Source organism: Granulicella sp. WH15 (genome assembly GCF_009914315.1).
Taxonomy (GTDB): domain Bacteria; phylum Acidobacteriota; class Terriglobia; order Terriglobales; family Acidobacteriaceae; genus Edaphobacter.
In genome coordinates this window covers 1,370,101-1,390,526 of sequence record NZ_CP042596.1, presented here as the reverse complement: position 1 = coordinate 1,390,526, position 20,426 = coordinate 1,370,101, and the positions used below count along the sequence as shown (strand labels likewise).

Genomic DNA, 20,426 nt, shown 5'->3' with positions numbered 1-20,426 from the left:
TTTCGGTTGGAAACTGACGGCTACGGGTAGTACTTCTCGTAGGGAAAGGCGTAGCAGACATAGTCCAGAAGCTGGAAGTTCTTCTCCGTGCGCCGGTAGAGAATCAGGTTGATATGCCACGGCTTCGCGTAGACCTTCGGATCGTCAATCTCAACCTTGTAGTCGAGATGGTCGGCGTCGATCAGCTTGTAGCGTTCGATCACATGAAGCTCGGGGCTTATGTAATCGCCAGCGTGATCCAGCCAGATGTCGTTCAGGAAGTCGATTGAATCTACCACCAGGGTGTCGCCCTCCCACTTGGCGCGAGAGTCGCCGAGGTACCAGTTGATATGTCCCGGCGGATGCGGCGTTCCGTTGGTGTAAAGGAAGCGATGCGCCTCCGCGTACTCATAGAGCACGGTGATCTTGTCACCCTTGGGCAACTGGAAGATCTGGAATGGCAGATTGCGCGCATAGGTGATGCGCGGCACACCAGGAAGATTGCACTTCGTCGTCACAGGATCGAGGCTGTTGCGCTGGGCGAAGTTCTGGTCTCGCTGCTTCTGAGCATCCGGCAGGTAAGGGATCGTGTGCTCTTCGACAACACTCTGTGCACCGGGTGCATATTTGTCCGCTGCGTGATCCTGCAGGTCGACATCAGCCCCGCCGATCGACTGCCAGATGCCGTTGAGATTGGGCTTGCCGTCGGCAAGACGCGGTATCGCCGAGGCGCGCGGGGGAGACGCCTGCTTTGCCGATTGCCCCACAGCGGAGGCAACCAGCAAAGCGCCGGCAAGAAGAGTCAGGCAATGGGTCCTGCTGAGAATCATGACTTCCCTTTCGTCGTGCGGTGCGGATTGTTACTGGTTATAGCCGGGGTCGCCAGGCGCGCCAGTGCCGAGCGAACCGGTGAAGAGGCTGCGTCCATCGGGCAGCTTCACGGAGGTACCGTTGATGATCTTCGCGCCGTTCTTCGCCAGGTAACCGTTGACGGTTAGCTCGATGCCAAGCGGAAAGTCTGTCTCGCGCAGGCCGCGACGCAGCAGCGCATTCGGCCCACCAAACTCGACTGCCCAGTTGGTTGCGGTGTGGTCCGGGTTCTGTACCTCGACATAGATCCAGCCATGCGGGTTAACCCACGAGAGTTTGGTCAACTTGCCATGCAGAGTGATGGGCTTGCTCGCGTCGTACTCCGCGGCAAACGAGTGATGAGCGAAGGCTGGCACGGCGGATAGGGTGACGATGCCAAGCGTGAGAACGGAGCCAATCAGTAGCTTCTTCATGCGGTGTCTCCTTACTAAATAGCTGATACGTGGTTGAGGTTGAAGTCCTAGAACAACACTTTGACTCCGGCCTGAAGCTCGCGCGCCGAGGTGCTCGCGGAGCTTGTCACCTGGCCGAAGGTTGCAGTACCCACGGCTGCGTTGGGCGCTGCAAGATTGTTGTGGTTGGCCACGTTGAAGCCTTCGAGCCGCAACTGCGTACTCACGCGTCCGGTGATCTTGAACCGCTTGTGCAGCGCCAGGTCAAGGTTCACAAAGTCAGCCGCACGCAGAGTATTGCGGCCCACGTTGCCGAAGGTGTACGGAGCATTCGCGACGAAGGCGTTGGTGTTGAACCATTGCGTACGGTTGCGCGTCGGCTTGCCGGTGGCTGGATTAACCGCCGCGTTGAAGTTGGAGTCGGCGGGGTTCAGATTCGGACGGTCGTTGTTTCCATCCAGGCTGCCCTGCCCAGAGTTGGAGGGATTGCCATTGACCGTCAGGTTGAAGGGGAGCCCAGTGCTGTAGCTAACGATGGGATCGACGCTCCAGCCGCCGAGCGCGGCATTGGCATACCGGTTCCAGGAGGAGCCTAGCTTGCGGCGGTGTCCAAAGGGCAGATCGTAGACCGCGCTACCGGTTATATGGTGGGTGATGTCCTGGCTCGATACCGAACGATCGGCTTGGATGTTGCGCAGATCCTGCACGCCGCCCGACTGGTTCTCACCAAGCGAGATCGTCTTCGCGTAGCTATAAGACGCCAACAGACTGAAGCCCGACGCGTAACGCTTCTCCAGCCGCGCCTGCAACGAGTTGTAGTGGCTATAGCCGATCTTGCCAATGCGCAGAATATCGGCGAGGGTGATGGTGTAGGGCGTGCCCGTCACAGCCAGTGTGCGGAAGGGCCGGTTGTTGTTGGTCGTTCCGGCCTCTGGTGGAGCCTGGTTGGCGTCGTACTGCATCCACGCGCCGTTCAGGCTATTGCCCGCGTAGCCCACCTCAAAGAGGATGTTGCCCGGCAGCTCGCGCTGCACGTTGACGTTCCACTGCTGCGCACGCGGCCAGCGGCCCTGCGTATCATCCGAGACCGTCAGCACGTTCGCCGCATTGGCCAGCGAGAGACTGTTGGCCGGGAAGCCTCCCTGCAGCGTAAGAGCAGGAGCAGTGGCCGTCGGTGAGTTTGAAAGCGCAATCTGCAGGTGGAAAGGAGGGTTGATTTGAAGCGACTGCATACCGCCAGGTTGCTGCGCGTTCGAGTAGAAAATTCCGTACGCGCCACGGATCACGGTCTTGTCGCCCGGGAGGCTGTAGGCAACTCCGATGCGCGGAGCAAGTTGTGTATGGTCGGGGTTGATCGTCGAACGGCTGGTGCGGCTGGAACCATTGGCGCCGGCAAGCACCAGCAGCGGGCTTCCTATCAGCTCCAGATTGTCGTTCGCCAACTGGTTGTACTTGTCAAGCAAGGGACGGTTCAGTTCATAGCGCAGACCAGCGTTCAGCGTAAGCCGCCGGTTGATGCGCCAGTCGTCCAGCACGAAGAAGTGCGTAAGCGGCTGGCGATCCGTCACTACCTCAATGTTCGACAGGTTGCCGGAGGCTGGCAGGCCCAGCAGGAAGTCTGCGAACGGACCGTACTGCGAAGCGGTGACTGTGTTGTTCTGCCGCGTGTATCCGCCGGTAAAGCTCAGCGTTCCCTCCGACTGCTGCGCACTGACGAAGTTCGTTTGCAGCCAGTACTGCTGAACGCCAAACTTGAAGTTATGCGCTCCATGTGCCCAGGTGAGATCGCCCGAGATCTGCCGCGTCTCGGTGCTGGTGATATTGCCCTTGCCTCCGCCACCCAGGCCGGTGAACCCGGTGACGGTGCTGGCCACCAGACCACCGGGTATCTCCGTATCCGCCCCCTTAAAGCCAAGCGCTGCGTTGAGGTTCAGCGTGTTGGCGCTGCTCGCCACTGAGTTCAGGTAGTTCCAGCCGGCACGGACCGAGCTGATAAGCGTCGACAACCAGATGCGGTCGTAACCCACCGCAAAGGAGTGGCCATAGTCGTTGGTAGGCTGCACGTTCGTATAATCGACGCCGTTGTACTGTGGCAGCGTAATCGTCGCGGGATAGTGTTGGTTCTGCGTGCTCCAGCGGAAGAAGAGGTTTTGCTTGTCAGAAAGAATCGAATCGATACGGAAATCGAACTTCACCGGAGCCTGGTTCGCCGAAGCCACGTAGTTGTAGTTTAACGCGCCTCCCGTCGCGGGGACAGGATAGACCTGCACCAGCTTCGCCGCAATGGAATCGATGCGTCCCTGCGGAATCTGATAGGAACCGACGGGGCAAAGAGCCGTGGCCGTGGCAGCGGTCACGATGGGAAATGCCGTTCGCGTTCCTCCGCTGTAGGTCGCAGGATCGTAGACCGGCCCAGGGAAGCAGCCAGTCCGTTCCGCAGCCGTGGGGAGGGTGTCGCGCGAGGTCGCGCTCTGCGTTAGCCTCAGCAGCTCAAAATCGCCGAAAGCAAAGAGCCTGTCCCGCAAGATCGGCAGACCGACGCTCGCACCGAAGTTGTTACGTGTGTATGGCGTCTTCGTTGCGAAGAAGGGCGTAGCATCCAAGGCATCGTTGCGGATGAACTCATAGGCGGTACCATGCACCTTGTTCGTACCCGACTTGATCGACACACTGACAACACCGGACGACGACCTTCCATACTCGGCCGAATAGCCGTTCGTCACCACTTTGAATTGGCTGATGGCGTCGACCGAAGGCTTGATTGCCTCCTTTTGGTTGCCGTAGCTATAACGGATGAACTGCGCGTTATTGTCAATACCGTCCAATAGAAAGGCAACGTTATAGCCCTGCTGGCCGCCGATGCTGATGCCCACTCCGGCAATTGCGGGAGCTGTACCGGAAGACAACAGGGCCAGTTGCAGATAATCGCGTCCATTGCTACTGGTAAGTGGAAGCTCCACAATCTCGTCGTTACCAATCACTGTGCCGCTCGTGGAGTCAGAGGTGTTCAGCACCGCACCCGATGCCGAGACCGACACTGTCTCCGACACTTGGCCGGGAGAAAGAGCCGCGTCGATCTTACGTACGTCGCCAATCGCAAGCTGCACTCGATCCTCCGTAAAAGACTTGAAGCCCGCAGCCTCTACCGTCACGCGGTACTCTCCGATACGTAGAGGCGGGGTGCGGTACTCGCCATGCGAATCGGTATGCAGATGCGTCGTCGCCGAGGTGGCAACATTTGTGATGGTTACCACTGCGTTCGATATACCTGCATGAGTTGCATCAGTTATCGATCCGAGAATCGTTGCATCGGTAGATTGCTGACCTAGCAAAACAGCACTCCACAATAGAGAAGCGAAAAATAAAATGCGTTTCTGCACAATAGCCCCGTAGATTTCCCCGATTTTTTATCGGAAGCTCCTGCTTCCCCACCTGAGTGAGGATTGGAGTCTTTGGAATACCGGTTTTTCAGGTGCTTTCAGGCACAAAAAAACCGCATCTTGAACGATGGCGGCGAGTCACTTTCAGGATTGCTCTTGCAATCAACAACAAGAACAACAGCGAACGCGGCCACGATCCGAGAAGTACGGATACAGGCAACAAGCAGTCGCGTTGTAGATAAATGACATGATTTCTTATAACTCGTGTATTTTACTAAGTCAATCAATATTAGTCATACTACGCAACGACTAAGTCGACAGAATCTACCTCTGAAGTCTTCGCTACACATAGCCGATGGCGCGACCAGCAAATCCAATCGATAGCCAGAGCAGTAACGACACCACGGCACCAACTTTCTGCATCTTCACAGGCTCTTCTTTGTCTGAGACACTGCGGGATACCGAAATCTGGAGCCCGAAGTGAACAATCAATGCAACCACAAAGAGCGTCATCTTCAATTGAAATGCGGGGTTGTGACAGTAACGCAGAGGACCTCCGGCATACATCAGCAAGCCAGAGATCGACATTGCCAATACTCCTCCGGCCGTGACCGGAAGAAGCTCCCGGGCTACCGTGGAAGCTGACTGTGTTCTGAAACCAAGATTGAGAAATCGCAAGTCAACCAGCAGAATACCGCCGCCGAAGATCGCCAGGGCAAGCAGATGAACGATCTCTACAACCGGAAATGCATAGGTTGAATCGCGCATAAGAATGCCGATATGAGTCCGTGACAACCAATGGTTGAAGCTGACTAAAAACATAAGAATATTACCCTTCTCCGTTATGTAAGGCGGCTTCTTATCAAGAGCTAAGTGTTGACGTAAGCGATCAGGCGACCGAAGACAATAATGCTGGCCCATAGAACCAGCGAACTAATCGCCGCTAACCTGGCACGCAGTGGAGTTACATTGGCAATATCCCAGGTATTGACCTTCCGAAAGATGGTCAGATGAAAGATCAGCGGATTGATACCGACCAATAGCAGCAGAACCATTTTGATGCGAAAGGCCCAATTGAAATAGTTTGTTGCGGCCTCTGCAATCGAGAGTAACAACCCCGTCACGAACATCACAGCGAATCCAGCCCAGGTCCATGGAAGCACCTGTCGCGCGATGCGAGAGACTGGTTCACGCTTCATGATCAACCCCAATAACCTGAGGTCAAGGATGGCAATCGTGCCGACAACCGCCGTAATGCCAAGTGTGTGTACCGCCTCGATCGCCGGAAATGAGTAAGGCGATTGGCGTATCGACGTCGAAAGATGCGTGGCGTAAATCCATTCGCAGAGGTGCAGTAAACTTGGCATCGATCTACTTTCCATTATTAGCTGACTATTGTGGGAATAATTTATACATGGAATTACCGACAGCTAGAAGCGAGCTCGTAGTAAATGCTGACTGGTTTGCGCGAGATATTGTCGCCCCTTGAGTTACATCTCACAGTTTGCTTTTAATGCTCCAAAACGCTTTATCTAGAAGAGGATTTTGATTCCTAGCTGATTCTGCCGTGGGTTTCCTGTAACTGTAGTAATCGTTCCAAGAGTCGTCGGTGACTGAACGTTCAAAGCAGGTGTGCCATAGTGAGGACTGTTCGTCACATTGAAGGATTCCAGCCGTAGTTGCGCCTGAAGACCCTCATGAATGATCAGCGTTTTATGAACGCCTGCATCCAGGTTCAATGTTCCAGGTCCCGTAATGACATTGCGGGGGGCATTGCCGTAGGTGCCGGAGGCTTGGACTGCAAAGGCACTGGTATTGAACCATTGCCCCGGAGTACGGGTAGCCACTCCATTCGTATTGATACTGGCCCTGGGATCGCCAACTAGATTCGGCCTGTCCGCAGTACCACCACTGTTCGATGGATTCTTCGATTCGGTCAGATTCAACGGCTGTCCAGAACTGGCGGTGATGATTGGGCTGATGCTCCAACCGCCCAGGACACCATCTAACCAACGATTCCAACCGTTGCCCAGCAGTTGGCCGCGTCCAAACGGCAACGGATATACAGCGCTGCCCACAAAGTGGTGGCGCATATCGGTGTTCACGACGGACCGCTCGGCCAGGATATTTCCCGGATCCTGAAAATCTGTTGTGTCTCCCACACCAATCGTCTTGGAATAGGCATAGGAAGCAATGAAGGTAACTCCCTTTGCATAACGTTTTTCCGCCTTCGCCTGCAGAGCGTTATATTGACTCCATCCCTCTTTCCAGACGCGACTCACTGTCCCCAGACCGATCGTTGGAGTACCCGCGACGTTAGGGATCGTTGTCGTCTTATAGAGACGGTTCGCATTGATGCCCGCTGCTGGAAGGAGAGCTGTCGGGGTTGCAGGCGCGGGGTTGCCATCGACCTGCCACCAGTTATGGTCGAACTTGTTTCCGTAGTAACCGACCTCTGCCACGATCCCGTAGGGCAAGGCCCTCTGCACGTTGAGATTCCATGCCTGGTCGGTCGGGATCACTGCATGACGATCAAAAGAAACCAAGGAGACACCTGTAGCACCATTGGCGTTGGTCAGCGAGAGCGCGTTCGGGGCGAAACCAGTTTTCAGGTATTGAAATTGGCTGGGAATATAGGCACTTGGGGAGGTAGCTAGCCGCAGTTGATTGACGGGAGGATTATTCTCCATCGATTGCATACCGCCAATGGTGATGGCGTTGGAGTAGAAGATCCCATAGCCGCCACGCAGTACTGTCTTGCTGTTGCTTGGGCTAAAGGCAAATCCTATTCGCGGTGCGATATTGGTGTAACTGACATTTTGCAATGCACGCTGGGCGCGGCTGTTGCCAAACTGCCCAGCGTAGACCAGCTGTGGATTGCCCGGATTGCTATCTTCATCGAAGTTGGCTAATGCGTTGAACTTACTTACAGCCGGAGGACTAAGCTCATAGCGAATGCCCAGGTTCAATGTCAGACTGTGGCTGACCCTCCAATCGTCCTGCACATAGAAGTGGCTGTAAAAAGAACGAAAGTTGAGGATGGATGGACTGGAAAGCTGTTTCTTATCCGTAAGCCCCAAAAGAAAGTCTGCGAAACGCTGGTCGTTTCCGGGGGTCGATGTCGGTGACTTCGACGTGTACTGTCCGTTGAAATCGAAGATGCCGCTGGTCAGCTGCGAGCTGTTGAAGTTGGTCTGGAGCCAGTACTCCTGCCAGCCAAATTGCAGCGTATGCAGCCCCCTCGTCCAAATGAGCACCACAGCAATCTCGCGGTTTTGACTGTCGTCGGCATTGGGAACATTGCTGGTTCCGATCGTGGCAAAGTTTGTCATGGTGATCTCTGAAAATCCCGGAGCAGTGGTTGCAACGCCGGGTATGCCCACGCCAGTCAGACTCTGCTTAGGAAATGCACCGGTCCACTTGAGACTGTTCCACCCTACCCGTATGGAACCTAACGCATTTGCCGAGAGCGACGTGTTGTAGCCAAGGACAAAAGCTTGTGCGTTAACAACTTGAGCACCGGCACCCGCATAATACTGTCCGTCTAGCGGCGGAAGCGAGGCAGAAACAGCCCCTTGTTTTTGCTCGGAGCTATAGCGTCCGAAGATGCTCTGCTTTCCAGTCAAGACCTCATCGACACGTATATCCCATCGATAGTTATTGGTACTGCCATTCTGGTTGTAGTAATAGTTATTTCCTCCTGCGAAGGAGCCAAGCGGCTTGGGATAGTACTGGAGCAAGCTCTTTGCGATTGGGTCAATGCGGTCCGCAGGAATCTGATCTCCAGAAAATGCCGTCGTTCGCGTAACTGTGGAGCCGGAGAGGGTATATCCGGCTGCAGGATCGTAGATGGCCGTTGTGAATTGACCGCCTTTCTGCGCATCGGTAGGAACGAGCCCATAGGTCGTTGTGGCCGTTCGCAGCCGAAAAAACTCGACGTCTCCAAAGACAAAGGCACGATCCTTCTTAATAGGTCCGCCGAGCGTGCCTCCAAAATCGTTGTACTTGAAGGGTAACTTTGTTGCTGAAAAATCGGGGAGGGCATCTACTGCGTCATTGCGAATAAATTCGAAGCCACTGCCGTGAATTGTGTTTGAACCGGACTTCAGGTCCACGCTGACGACACCCGAGGACGACCTGCCATACTCGGCCGCATAGCTCGTTGTTACTACTTTGAACTCGCTGATTGCATCGACCGAAGGTTTGATAATCTCCTTTTGCCCTGAGTGACTGGTGAGAATCTGCTGATTGTTATTGTCGATGCCATCCAGCAGAAAAGCAGCCTGGGAGCCTGCCTGACCTCCGATACTGATGCCGCCGCTGGAGCTGCCCGGAGTCGTTCCTGCCGAAAGCGTCGCCAGTTGCAGATAATCGCGACCACTGCTTCCGCCATTGAGTGGAAGCTCCTGTATTTGTTGTGTGGTGATAACGGTACCTACCGTAGAGTCCGATCTCTGCAACAACTCTTCCGTAGTAGCCTTTACTTCGACCGTTTCACTTACATCGCCCGGCGTGAGCGAAGCATTGATCTGCCGGACAGAGCCGATATCCAGATGAACTCCCTCCTCCAGATAGTGCCGAAACCCCGGACTCTGAATGTCGACCGTATACTCGCCAATCTTTAATGGCGGCGTTCGGTACTCGCCGTGGTTATTTGTTTTGGAAATCGCAATCACTCCAGTGGAGATATTCCGAACCTCAACGAACGCGCCTTCCATAGCGCGCTGTGCCGAATCGGTCACGGTCCCCGTGATCACTGCATCGGTTGCAACCTGGGCCGACATACGAACCGCAAACACGATGATCGCGGGTACAAACAGCATGTTCTTATTCCACATCGAACTTCTCCCGACACCCATCCATACTTGGGCTTGCTGCGGGGATGACGGCGCATGCGCAATCATCTATTGGAAATTGAGCGCAGCTTTGCTATGACGGCATCTCGTCTTCTGCGCGGTCAAAAAATAACTTGCAGAAATTAAGAAATACCGAACTAGATCTGCGCGTCGACTCAGTGGTTGAAGTAGGTTCGACTCACTTCAACAAGTCTGCAATCTTTGCAATTCCCGCGACGGCACATGCTTCATCTTTCTCTCCACCCGGTGCACCACTTACCCCAATCGAACCAATGACTTCGTTTCCAGCCTTGATAGGCACACCGCCCTGTGCGCCCACTGTTCCCTCAATCGCAGGCGGTGGTGTCGTAGCTGCCGCCCAAGCCCTTGCCGTCTCTCCCGAGGTGCGCTTGAAGGTCAAAGCCGTGTAGGCCTTGCGGCGGCTGTGTTCAAGCGTGTGGGGACCGGTTCCATCCCCACGCACCTGAAGCTTGACTAGTCCGCTATTATCCAAGACTGTCAAGCTTACCCGATATCCATCCGTGTGGCACTTATCGAGGGCTCCATGCGCCACTGCCAGGGCTGCGTCGACAGAGAGAGCCTTCTGAGTTACAAGTGTCTGAGCCTTGCAATCTATCGCACCGGCGAAAAAAACCAGCGCGGAGGCTACGTAGGTGAGATTAAGGTTTTTCATTGCTCTCTCTTATTTAGCTGCCGTATCGGCGGTATGTGCGGTTTCGCCAGCAGGACGAGCTGGAGGAACGGGGATCTTCACTGCGAGTTTGCCCCCCTCCTGCTGGTATGTGTCGGCTCCCACTGCTCCGAGCACCTTGAAGCCGGCGTTATCCAACAGGTCGGCAGCCACTGCCGCTCGGGCAGCGTGGTTGGAGACGGTAATAATCTCGCGGTCCTTCGGAATCTCCTTGAGATGGTCCTTCAGATCCTTGATCTGAATACTCAAGTACACGGGAAATCCTCCAATTGTGGACACTTCGTCAGGCCGGCGAACATCCAGAAGCAGCACTTTCTCTGGATGCGCGAGATAGGCGTCGAACTCGGCATTTGTTAGCTTCTTTGCATGGGTCGAGGCTGGTGTGTTAGCTCCCTGCGCAGGCTTTGCCGTTTCTTGCGCAAAAGCAACTGTAGACAACATGGCGATAACTACAAGTTTTTTCAACATTTTCTTCTTTCCTCTCCGGGTTGAAAACAATAACCAGAGGAGCCTTACACACGAGAGAGGTCGGACCTTATCGCAGGCAGAGTGTCTACAAGAAACAAACGTAGACCTGCCACAACGCGCCACTTAGGACCGAGCACTCATGTTCCGATGTAAGTTCGGGAAATTTCCAGCTTTTTCGCAGGAAAAAGGCCCGGCTCCTAGAGATAGGGCAAGCGGGCCTTTCTTTTGTTGCGAATCTAAGATCGCAGCAGAAGCTAGTAGGTCGCACACACCATCGGTCGCCATGAACGGTAGCTGTTCAGATGGCAACAACAATTGGTGTGTGGATGGATAGGCATGGACCTAACCTAATGAGGTTATGGTTATTTGTCAAGAGAATTAATTGCTGTTTTTTAGATAGTTTCTCTGATATCTCATATCTTTGTTACTCGCTCTTGTGCTGAATTTATGGGGCACACGTCAGGTTATACTTGCGTGGATGACCGGAACAAATGCCATCTCGAACGTTGACTCTGCCCGCTTTGCAGCGATGCCGGTAGTTGTCCGTTCTATGTGCAAGAACTATTTGTCGGTATCGTTCTGTTGTGTCTGCTGCTCCTTCCTGCGCTAGAACGCTCAGCCCCATACCGGTTCTCCACATTCATTAGCCAGCTCTGCAAATGTCGCCGCACACATGCTACGAAGCAGGCATACGTTCTGTGAGGTTATTCGTGTACTTCCCAAAGTTTATTCGGCGTGTTGTGTTTATTTCTACGCAACGCATCGTGTTATCGCTCTTCTTGCTGCTCTCCGCTTCGTTCTTCGCGCACGCAGCTACAGGCGGCAGCATCTCAGGGACAGTCGCAGACCCTTCCGGAGCCGCAATCAGGCAGGCTATTATTCTCCTCGTCAACGATGCGCAGCAGACAACCTACCGCACACTTACCGGCACTCAAGGGCGTTACATCTTTCCCAACCTGCCCGTGGGGCAATACACGCTTACCGTGACAGCGCCCGGTTTTGCAGCGGAGAGACGACTCCATCTTGCCGTAGACGGCGACTCGGCTCTACGTATCGATGTGGGCCTCCATCTTAGGCAACAAGCCGAGGCCATCACGGTATCAGGCGATGGCACCATGCAGGTTGAAACCACAGCCACTCACCTGGGCGAGGTCGTCTCGGCAGCGCAGATGACGGCGCTTCCTCTCAATGGCCGCAGTTATACCGACCTGCTTTCGATCCAACCCGGCGTTGTTCCCATCTCCACGCTGGTTGCCAGCTCCGTCATTATGGCCGGCGTCACGGGAAGCATCTCTCCCTCTGGAGATGCCAATCCGGGCAACCTCTCCATCGACGGACAGCGCGAGTCCTCCAACGGCTTTATGGTCGATGGAATCGATGTACAGGAGCACATGAATGGCGGTACCTCCATCATCCCTAACCTAGACTCCATCGAGCAGTTCCGCGTTCTCACCAACAACTTCGACCCCGAGTACGGCAACTACAACGGCGGCATGGTTACCGTCATCACTCGGTCCGGCAGCGACCGCTGGCACGGCAACGCGTTCGAGTTCTTCCGCAACACCGCGCTCGACGCCAGAGGCTACTTCGATCCAACGCGGTCGGTCTTCAGGCAGAATCAGTTCGGCGGCACACTCGGCGGACCAATCCTGCGCGGCCATGCTTACTTCTTTGCCGACTACCAAGGCACACGTACCACGCAGGGCATCTCCACTGGCAACATCTCCGTGCCGACGCTGGCCGAGCGCGGTGGCGCCTTCGATCCGGCAAGCCTCACAGGCAGCGTCAGTGGGCCGTACTTTGCCTGGTTGCTCACGCAGAAGCTAGGCTACACGGTCACTGCGGGCGAACCGTATGCCAACGTATTTCCTCAAGGGACGATCCCGCAGGGTGCATGGTCCGAGCCTGCGAAGCACCTGCTTCAGTACATCCCGTCACCGAACGCCGGCTCCAGTCAGTTCTCTACCTCGACCCATGCGCAGACCGTGCGCGATGATAAGGGCGCTCTCCGCATTGACGCGAACAACGGCATGGGCCAGCTCTCCGCCTACTACTTCGTCGACGACTACGCACTCGACAATCCCTATCCCGGCTCCGTGGCCGGGGCCAGCATTCCTGGCTTCGATGCGCTCTATTACGGCCGTGCGCAGTTGTTTTCGCTTGGCGACACCAAGGTCATCGGGCCAGACATCGTCAACGAGCTACACCTCGGCTACCTGCGCAACGCTAACGTCATCGGCCAACCGAACGGCGGTCTTGGCGTCAGCGTGGCCTCGCAGGGCTTCTCCACCGGCAGCGACGGCATCTACGTACAGGCTCCGCAGTTCGAAGGCGTAGAGAACATCACCTTCCCCACCTTCGTCATGGGCGTTCCCATCACCAACCTTACCCAGGTCAACAACACCTTCTATGCGAGCGACGGCATCTCCATCGCAGTGCGCACACACACCTTCAAGCTCGGTGCGCAGTTCCATTTCGACCAGGTGAACGAGCAGCCCAACGCGACCTTCAACGGCACCTTCAACATCAACGGCACCGAGACCGGTTCTCCCTATGCCGACTTCCTGCTGGGCACGGCGAGCAACTACACCCAATCCTCCGGCCAGCCCTTCTATCTGCGCAATCGCTACCTGGGTCTGTACGCGCAGGATACCTGGCGCGTCTCCAACTCGCTCACTGTCAATGCGGGCCTGCGCTGGGATATCATCATGCCCTGGTGGGAGAAGGATAACCAGATTCAGACCTGGGTTGCAGGTGCGCAGTCGACGCTCTATCCTGGCGCACCCTCTGGTCTGCTCGTCGCAGGAGACCCCGGCATTCCGCGTACGATCGCGCCGACGAACTACAAGAGCTTCGCTCCCCGGCTCGGCGTGGCCTATACTCCTGGCTTCGAGAGCAAGCTGGGCCGTTGGCTCTTTGGCGACAGAGGACAAAGCAGCATTCGCGCCAGCTACGGCCTCTTCTACACCGCCTTCCCGGGCCTTGCCGCGGGCATCATGTACTCCGTTCCGCCCTTCGGCTACAACTACCTCAGCCCCGGTCCGCCGCTTCTGGCCAGCCCCTTCATCACCGCCGCCACCGGCTACGACAACGGCCAGCGCTTCCCCTTTCCCTTCCCCTCGCACTCCGTCTCCGCATCCCACCCGGATAACGCGGTCGACTGGTCTAACTTCGTGCCTCTCTCGGCAGATCCATTCTTCGATCGCCGCAACCGGCCCGCCTACATCGACAACTACATGCTCTCGGTGCAGCGCCAGCTTGGCAGCGCAGCGCTGCTGACCGTCAGTTACGTGGGCAACCAGGGACATCGCGAGCTGGCGCTGATCTCCGCCAATCCAGGCGACCCCGCGCTCTGCCTCAGCCTCGCCTCCGTGGGCTGCGGCCCCTTCGGCGAAGACGCCACCTACACCACCGCAACTGGCCGGACCGTGCAAGGCACGCGCGTCGGCCAGGGCTCCAACTATGGTGAAAACACTGCGGACCGCTCCATCGCCAACTCCAACTACAACGCGCTGGAGGCAACTCTGCGTTACCATCGCCACGGCTCGCAGTGGTTGCTCAGCTATACCTACGCCAAATCAATCGACCAGGGCTCGAACCTCGGCGAACAGCTAAACCCCATCGACGCACGCCAGAGCCGCACTATCTCCGCATGGGACCTAAGGCATGACTTCGTTGGGGGCTATACTCTTCCACTCCCCTTCGACCGCATCACGCCTTCTCACAGAGGCCCGGTCCTTCTGACGAGCGGCTGGAGCCTCTCCGGCACAACGCGCTTCGCCACTGGATTTCCCGTGACGCTCTTCTACAACTCCGACAACTCGCTGCTCGGCACGCTAGGCAATGGCGCAAACAACTACCTGCTCGACACGCCTCAACTGCTTCCGGGACCGCTCCATATCAACACCAATGGCCACAACCGCAAGCCAGCCTTCAGCACGGCAATCTTTCCAGAAGAAGCCATCGGGCGACTTGGCAACTCCAGGCGTCGCATGTTCTATGGCCCCGGCATCGAGAACTTTGATCTTGCGCTTGAGAAGAGCCTTCGTTTCTCCAACAGCAAAGACCTCGACCTCCGCTTTGAGAGCTTCAACGCCTTCAACCATACACAGTTCTATGGACCATCCTCTGTCAACGGACAGGTAGAGGACACCGCAAACTTCGGCCACATCGTTAGCGCAGCTTCCCCACGGTTGATTCAACTGGCAGCTAAGTTCGCGTTCTAGCAGATCTCATCCAGCAAAGATTTGTGCGGGAAGCGAACTCCCCTTGTTGTTCGACATTACCGCTTGCCGTGGAGATCAGATCGAGATACTCCACCATAGTCTTAAAACCGCTAATTCTTATGCATTAGCCACGTTCCAGACATCTACACGCCACCGCCCCTGAAATACGTGGGCTCATAACCCAAAGGTCGTAGGTTCAAATCCTACCCCCGCAACCATTTAGCCGATAGGCCAACCCCAGATAACCCCAAATAACAGCACTCACAATTTGCCGTGGGGGTTTCTGGTGCGTTTGCAGGATTCTTTGCATGGCTATGAACTCCTAAGTGCCTTTCTGACGACCTTGCTGTTCGCCTCCCGTTTGGCGTCCATCAAGGCATTTCCGTAGACATTCATTGTGGTCGCGACCTGGGCATGGCGCATCAGCTTCTGCTGCACCCCGACAGGCGCCCCCGTGTCGTCCAGCCAGGAACGGTAGGTGTGGCGGAAGATATGCCACCCCACGCTGCCGTACTTTCCAGCAGCCTCCCACCGCTCCTCATGGAGCGGTAGCCGCCTGCCGTTGGGCGTAGGCCCATCCTGAATGCACCAGATCCCCTCCCCTGCGCCGCACCTGGGGCACGCCACAAGGCAGCAGCCAGCCGGACGAATATAGTCCTGCTGCGCCGGGCCGGTATGGAAATGCCATCCGGTGGCGGTGCTTGGGAAGACGAGGTCCAACCCCTCCAATGGGGTTGAAACACCGTTTTTCGCTTCGCGCTCCGCTCTCAACTGGCGTTTCCAGGTCAGAAGGATCTCCGCAAAGCCGGGATCGAGCGGAAGCTCGTCCTCCGAGTATTCGGTCTTCACTGTCTCGACCCGGCCGTGAACGACTGCCCGGACCACCCTCATGCTCAGGCTCTCGAAGTCGATGTCCTGCCATTCGAGCGCCAGAACCTCTTCCGCCCGGAGGCCGGCACACTGCGCCACAACCACCATCGTCCGGTAAGGTTGCGGCAGCAGATCGAGAATCAGGTAGTACTGCTCGACGGTCAGCACAGTCGGCTTCTTCTGCCGCTTGCTGATGCCCTTGACCTCGACTAACTCCATCGGATTCCGCTGCCACTCGACGATCTCCCACAGCATGGCCTTTTCATACAAACGATGCATGATGGCCTTGACGTGGCCCTTCGTCTTCGGTGCGGCATCCATCTTCTTCAGCCAGTCCTGTACTCTGAGCGGCTTCATCCGGGTGATGCGGGGGCTCCCCACTTCTCCCGGACACGCTTGATGACGCTCAGGTACGAAACGACCGTCGAATAGCTTAGTTCACCTTCACTCACACACCGATCACCGGGGCGCCGCTGCTTGATTTCAAGCAGACGCTCCTCCTCGATGAAGCGATCCAGAATAGCGGCGAACGTCGTCTCCAAGATGGCGAGGGTCGGGTTTTCGGAGTTGAGTTTGAGCACGAAAACCTCCAGATGCCGCTCGACCGCGACCTGCGTGGGGGACTTTTCTGTGCTCAGGAACATAGATTGCCGTTTACCTATTAGAAGGTCCTGGTAACGGTACTCCCAGGCCCATTTATTGTTGGCCCGCGCAACCTTGCGCAGGGTACCTCGCTGAAAACGTTGCCGTGTGAACTTCAAGACCGCTGCTCCTGTCCAGTCAGCACGGAACGGTTGGGTGTAGCTGAGTTTAACTCGTTTTCCAGCCACAGATTCAGCGAACTGAGCCGAAACTTCCAGCGTTTCCCCACCTTCATGGCGGGGATTTTTTTGTTGCGGGCAATCCAAGTTCTAGCCAAGCCCCTCAGTTGTGGAGTGCCAACCTCTTTATGCCGGGAAGAGAAATCTCACGATCTAACACTACGTGTGCAGTTGAATTGATGAGCGTGACTCAACCATAAAGACCTGATGCGATTCCCGGACTCTCTTTGAGCGGAAAGCTACCCCTCTACCGGCGACTCAATCCGTCTGTTCCTTCGGAACGGCTTGCTTTTTGAGCGCGGCTTTCTTGCGCGGCCGCCCGATTGGCATCGGAACAAATGCCTCTTCCTCCGAGCGCCGCACCAGCATACAACCGCCAATTTCACGAGCCGATAAGCGATTCCGGCGGATCAGTTTGGCGATGGCTTGCTTGGATACACCCCTTACTCCCAGAAGTTCAAGCCCGAACCGCAACAGCCACTCTGGCTCTAGATTGTCGATGATCGTACCGTAGCGATACAGCGGAGAGAACCGTTCGATACGCCTTCGGACAGGGGAAACTATGTCTCACGCGGAATTTACGGAAGATCGGCTGCCTGCAGGGTCGTGGTCCGGCTTGTCGCTTTTGCGGAACGCCTGCGAAACCATTCCACCAGCGACAAGCGGATCGGCGTTTCGAAGTAATGGAAACTCAACAAACCCAGGCCTATGCAGAGGGCAAGATAGACCGGATACGACCACAGGGCCGTCCACTGAAAATGCAGGAAAATGGCGAGGATCGACATGTGAATGAGGTAGAGGGAGTAGCTGGAATTGCCCAGCGCCACCAGCCATTTTCCGCATAACCATCGCGACAACGGCGTGGAGACCGCGGAGAGCCCCCAGATGATTCCGGCGAATAGGGGGGCCAGGAATCCATTGTTATAAAGTCCAGGGATGTGCATAAAAGGGGACAGCCATATGCTCAGAATCAGTCCGCCAAACGATAGCGCAAGTACTGTATTGGCCCAAAGCACGCGCACGGTCGGCTTATCCTGTCGCGTTTGCTGCAGCGACTGCCAGCGGGCAAGCAGTATCCCGAGCATGAATGTGGAGAGATGTAACACCGGCCAACAGAATGCCGTGATTGGATTGAGATGGTGTAGTGCCGTCAGGAAGAGTGCCTGGCCCCCGAGATACACAACCAGCATCATTAGCCAAAGCCGTCTTCCGTGCAACTTCCACAGCCAAACGCCGAGGAGCGGGAAGCACAGGTAAAAGAAGACTTCGCCGCAGAGAGACCAACTGGGAAGGTTGATCTGGTTAAGCCGAAGAGGATTCCAGGCATGCAGCAGCAGTACATTGGCAGCAAAGATTTCCGCCGTCTTTGTGAGGCCGATCGACACGCCATGCCGATGTAGTTCGGTGAAGAAAAGCTTTGGCGTGTCGAGTATCAGAATGACGATGTAGAGCGGGTAAAGGCGTGCGAACCGGGCGGCGAAAAATTTTCCTTTGTCGATGACCTGCCCCGTATGCAGGTATACAAAGCTCAGCACGTATCCAGAGAGCAGAAAAAAAAAGCTGACGGAGATCGAAAAGGAAAACGAAAGGATGCCGAGGAAGTCGTGCGGGGGCGGGGCATGATGAGCGCGCCGATTGTCGAAGCCGGGCAGAAGCACCACCGAATGATGGAACAGCACCAGGAATGAGGCAAAGAAACGCACCGAAGTCAGTGGATAGCTCTTCTTTGTATCAGATAGTACGGTGCGGCTCAATGAGAGATCCTTCAGAGCAATATTGGTTCGGCTTTAGCTAAAGCCGCGAGGGATGCGGCACACATTGCAACTTGAGTTCCGGCGGATGATGGTCGGCGTAGCTGACTACGCTGCCATCCGCATAGTTGCAGTAAAAAGCCAGCAGCTTCGTCTCTCCCAGCGGGATCGCTCCTGTCTGATAGCGTTCGCGTGTTCGAGCTCCTATCCGGTCAGTTGACCCACTTCGGTGTCCTGCTTCCATCCATCGTGACTATTCACCACTCAAGTTGTCTTTTCCCTTGTTCCGTTGGACATTTCAGTTGATCCAGGTGACGCGTTGCGATGTCTTTGCGAAGGTAGAAGCCCCATTTGTCCGGCATACCGACCGCAGAATCCGGCACATAGCAGTAGGCGTACTCCCCCGTTATTTTGCTATTGGATAAAAGATAGGGAGCATGGGTTAGGGAATTCGCTCTTGTCTCCGGGCGAGTGGGGTCGATTGGACCGCCTGGAACGATCGCTTGCGGATTCCACTTGTCCAGGGTTTTGCTGACGTTCCATTTGTTGTGCCCAGGCATTCCGCCGGGATTGGTTTTGAGCGTCGCGATCGATTCATCCGCCAGCCCATTGAAGTCAGCAATTTCAAATCGAGGCAGATCGTAGCTGACCCCAAGATGAAAGAATCCGATGGAGCCGTCCCCGGGCGTCAGATTGCTTGCAATCCATTGCGAAATGAAAAATTGTTGTGCGGTCAGCGACTCATAGAACGAATTCTGTGTGACGACAGCGCTCTTGTGGCGTTGCGCAATAAGAGAAGCCAAGCTGCCCAGGACGACTACCGTCATGAAGGCGAGGAACGCGCGAAACCCCGCCGTTGTGTGCTGAGAGGGCGAAGCGGAAGGTTGACGCAGGTACATCGGGGCGATGTCCAGCAGTTCTACCAGCCGACGTTTGGATGAGGAGAACAACGCGGGGGATGAAACGGCGATCAGGACTGCCAGTACGCATACTGGCGACCAAATCATTCGCGCACCGCCTAGCCAGTCGCTGTTATACAACGCGATAGCCGCTGTCACCAGGCAGCAACTGATAACGATGAGGCCTTTTGCTCTGGGCACCGTGGTTGAGAAGGCGAAGTAGAAGACCGTCAACATCACCAGGAGTGTCAGAACGCTGTAAGAGAGGAGTCCATTCGCGACGATGTATTTGAGGATGTAGCCAAGAGAGGGTGCGGCGCCGAACTTGAGTCTCGCGGTCGTCGGTGTGAGATGGCCAAACTGATGGAGATTCAGAGCGAGAGCTGCACCTACCAGCACCATGTACGGGGCTGCTCCGAAGAGGATGAATTGGCGGGACCTTGTGGCTAAGTAAAGGACTGCGAGAATTCCAAGCGAAAGGATGAGGCCGTCTGGCCGGCACAGCGTGCCGAGAACCAGAAGAAAGGATGCGGCCAACATTCTGCGGGAGGTCATTCCGGGCTGCAAGGACAAGGCGGTTGCGAATGCCAGGAAGAATCCCTGAAAAAGGTGATCCCAGCCATTGAGAGCGAACATGAGGTTGGTCGAGGTAGACAGGAGCAATAACACGAGAAGCAATGCGTTGGTGGTGGAGCGTGAATACCAGACGATGATCGTCGCTGTACCCGCGACAGAAAAGAGGCCTAACAGTGCATAGAAAACAATAGCGACATTCGGTCGAAGCAACTCTAACAAACCGGCAAACAGATACGGAGCGATATAGGACGTCGATGGCTGAGCTACATCAATCCGGTTGAACGCCGGTATACCTCGCTCACGCAGAATATAGCCGGTTCTGAGGATGATCATGACGTCGTCGGAGAGGCGAACGGGCGATGTGAGGTGCTGCCGCGGTGGCTCAGGCTGAGACGTGCGGGCAAAGTCATAGATGTCTGGCCAAGTTGCGCATGCAACTGTGAAAATACATGCGAAGACAAACGTGAGGACAGCCGCAAGTCTTTTGTCGTTTGCGACGCGAAGGAGGCCCAAGACCGAGTTATTTTCGCTTTTCACAGTATTCCCCTACACGTCTCTTAGCGAAGACGGTTGCGACGGTTCTCGCCCGTATCCCTGAGGTATCGTTAGCGGGACCTAACGAACTTTATTCGAAACCGGGCACCCAA

The 20,426-nt window shown here is 55.8% G+C and carries 13 protein-coding genes; 1 reads left to right on the top strand and 12 read right to left on the bottom strand.

The window, feature by feature from the left end:
* Positions 1-20: 20 nt before the first annotated feature.
* From FTO74_RS05885 to FTO74_RS05850, 8 genes are all read right to left on the bottom strand, one after another.
* Positions 21-809, bottom strand: a complete 789-nt coding sequence (locus FTO74_RS05885) for a hypothetical protein (protein WP_220399087.1) — start codon at positions 807-809, stop codon at positions 21-23.
* A gap of 30 nt (positions 810-839) precedes the next feature.
* The gene (locus FTO74_RS05880; protein ID WP_162537305.1) at positions 840-1,262 is read right to left on the bottom strand and encodes a DUF6152 family protein; all 423 of its coding nucleotides are present in this window, start codon (positions 1,260-1,262) and stop codon (positions 840-842) included.
* A 47-nt stretch (positions 1,263-1,309) separates the two neighbouring features.
* Positions 1,310-4,621, bottom strand: a complete 3,312-nt coding sequence (locus FTO74_RS05875) for a carboxypeptidase-like regulatory domain-containing protein (RefSeq protein WP_255462531.1) — start codon at positions 4,619-4,621, stop codon at positions 1,310-1,312.
* Positions 4,622-4,963: 342 nt separating this feature from the next.
* On the bottom strand, positions 4,964-5,443 hold the full coding sequence (locus tag FTO74_RS05870; RefSeq protein WP_162537303.1) for a DUF6644 family protein: 480 nt from the start codon (positions 5,441-5,443) through the stop codon (positions 4,964-4,966).
* Positions 5,444-5,490: 47 nt separating this feature from the next.
* Positions 5,491-5,988, bottom strand: a complete 498-nt coding sequence (locus tag FTO74_RS05865; protein ID WP_162537302.1) for a DUF6644 family protein — start codon at positions 5,986-5,988, stop codon at positions 5,491-5,493.
* Positions 5,989-6,153: 165 nt separating this feature from the next.
* Positions 6,154-9,459: a carboxypeptidase-like regulatory domain-containing protein gene (locus FTO74_RS05860; RefSeq protein WP_162537301.1), complete on the bottom strand. Its 3,306-nt coding sequence runs from the start codon at positions 9,457-9,459 to the stop codon at positions 6,154-6,156.
* Between the two features lie 196 nt (positions 9,460-9,655).
* On the bottom strand, positions 9,656-10,150 hold the full coding sequence (locus FTO74_RS05855; protein ID WP_162537300.1) for a heme-binding protein: 495 nt from the start codon (positions 10,148-10,150) through the stop codon (positions 9,656-9,658).
* A gap of 9 nt (positions 10,151-10,159) precedes the next feature.
* Positions 10,160-10,636, bottom strand: a complete 477-nt coding sequence (locus FTO74_RS05850; protein ID WP_162537299.1) for a rhodanese-like domain-containing protein — start codon at positions 10,634-10,636, stop codon at positions 10,160-10,162.
* Between the two features lie 740 nt (positions 10,637-11,376).
* On the opposite strand from FTO74_RS05850, the gene FTO74_RS05845 reads away from it, so the two are divergent.
* Complete coding sequence (locus FTO74_RS05845) at positions 11,377-14,862, top strand: TonB-dependent receptor (protein ID WP_255462530.1); 3,486 nt, start codon at positions 11,377-11,379, stop codon at positions 14,860-14,862.
* A gap of 312 nt (positions 14,863-15,174) precedes the next feature.
* Here FTO74_RS05845 and FTO74_RS05840 read toward each other — a convergent pair whose 3' ends face one another.
* The 4 genes from FTO74_RS05840 to FTO74_RS05820 all read right to left on the bottom strand — a co-directional run bounded on the left by FTO74_RS05840 (position 15,175) and on the right by FTO74_RS05820 (position 20,316).
* Complete coding sequence (locus FTO74_RS05840) at positions 15,175-16,089, bottom strand: hypothetical protein (protein WP_162537297.1); 915 nt, start codon at positions 16,087-16,089, stop codon at positions 15,175-15,177.
* Entirely contained in the window at positions 16,086-16,640 is a 555-nt protein-coding gene (locus tag FTO74_RS19660) for a hypothetical protein (RefSeq protein ID WP_255462529.1), read from the bottom strand. The genes FTO74_RS05840 and FTO74_RS19660 overlap by 4 nt, the downstream gene beginning before the upstream one ends.
* A 491-nt stretch (positions 16,641-17,131) precedes the next feature.
* On the bottom strand, positions 17,132-18,307 hold the full coding sequence (locus tag FTO74_RS05825; RefSeq protein WP_162537294.1) for an acyltransferase: 1,176 nt from the start codon (positions 18,305-18,307) through the stop codon (positions 17,132-17,134).
* A gap of 254 nt (positions 18,308-18,561) precedes the next feature.
* Positions 18,562-20,316 carry a hypothetical protein gene (locus FTO74_RS05820; RefSeq protein WP_162537293.1) on the bottom strand — a complete coding sequence of 585 codons (1,755 nt, stop codon included), beginning with the start codon at positions 20,314-20,316 and terminating at the stop codon, positions 18,562-18,564.
* Positions 20,317-20,426 lie beyond the last annotated feature (110 nt).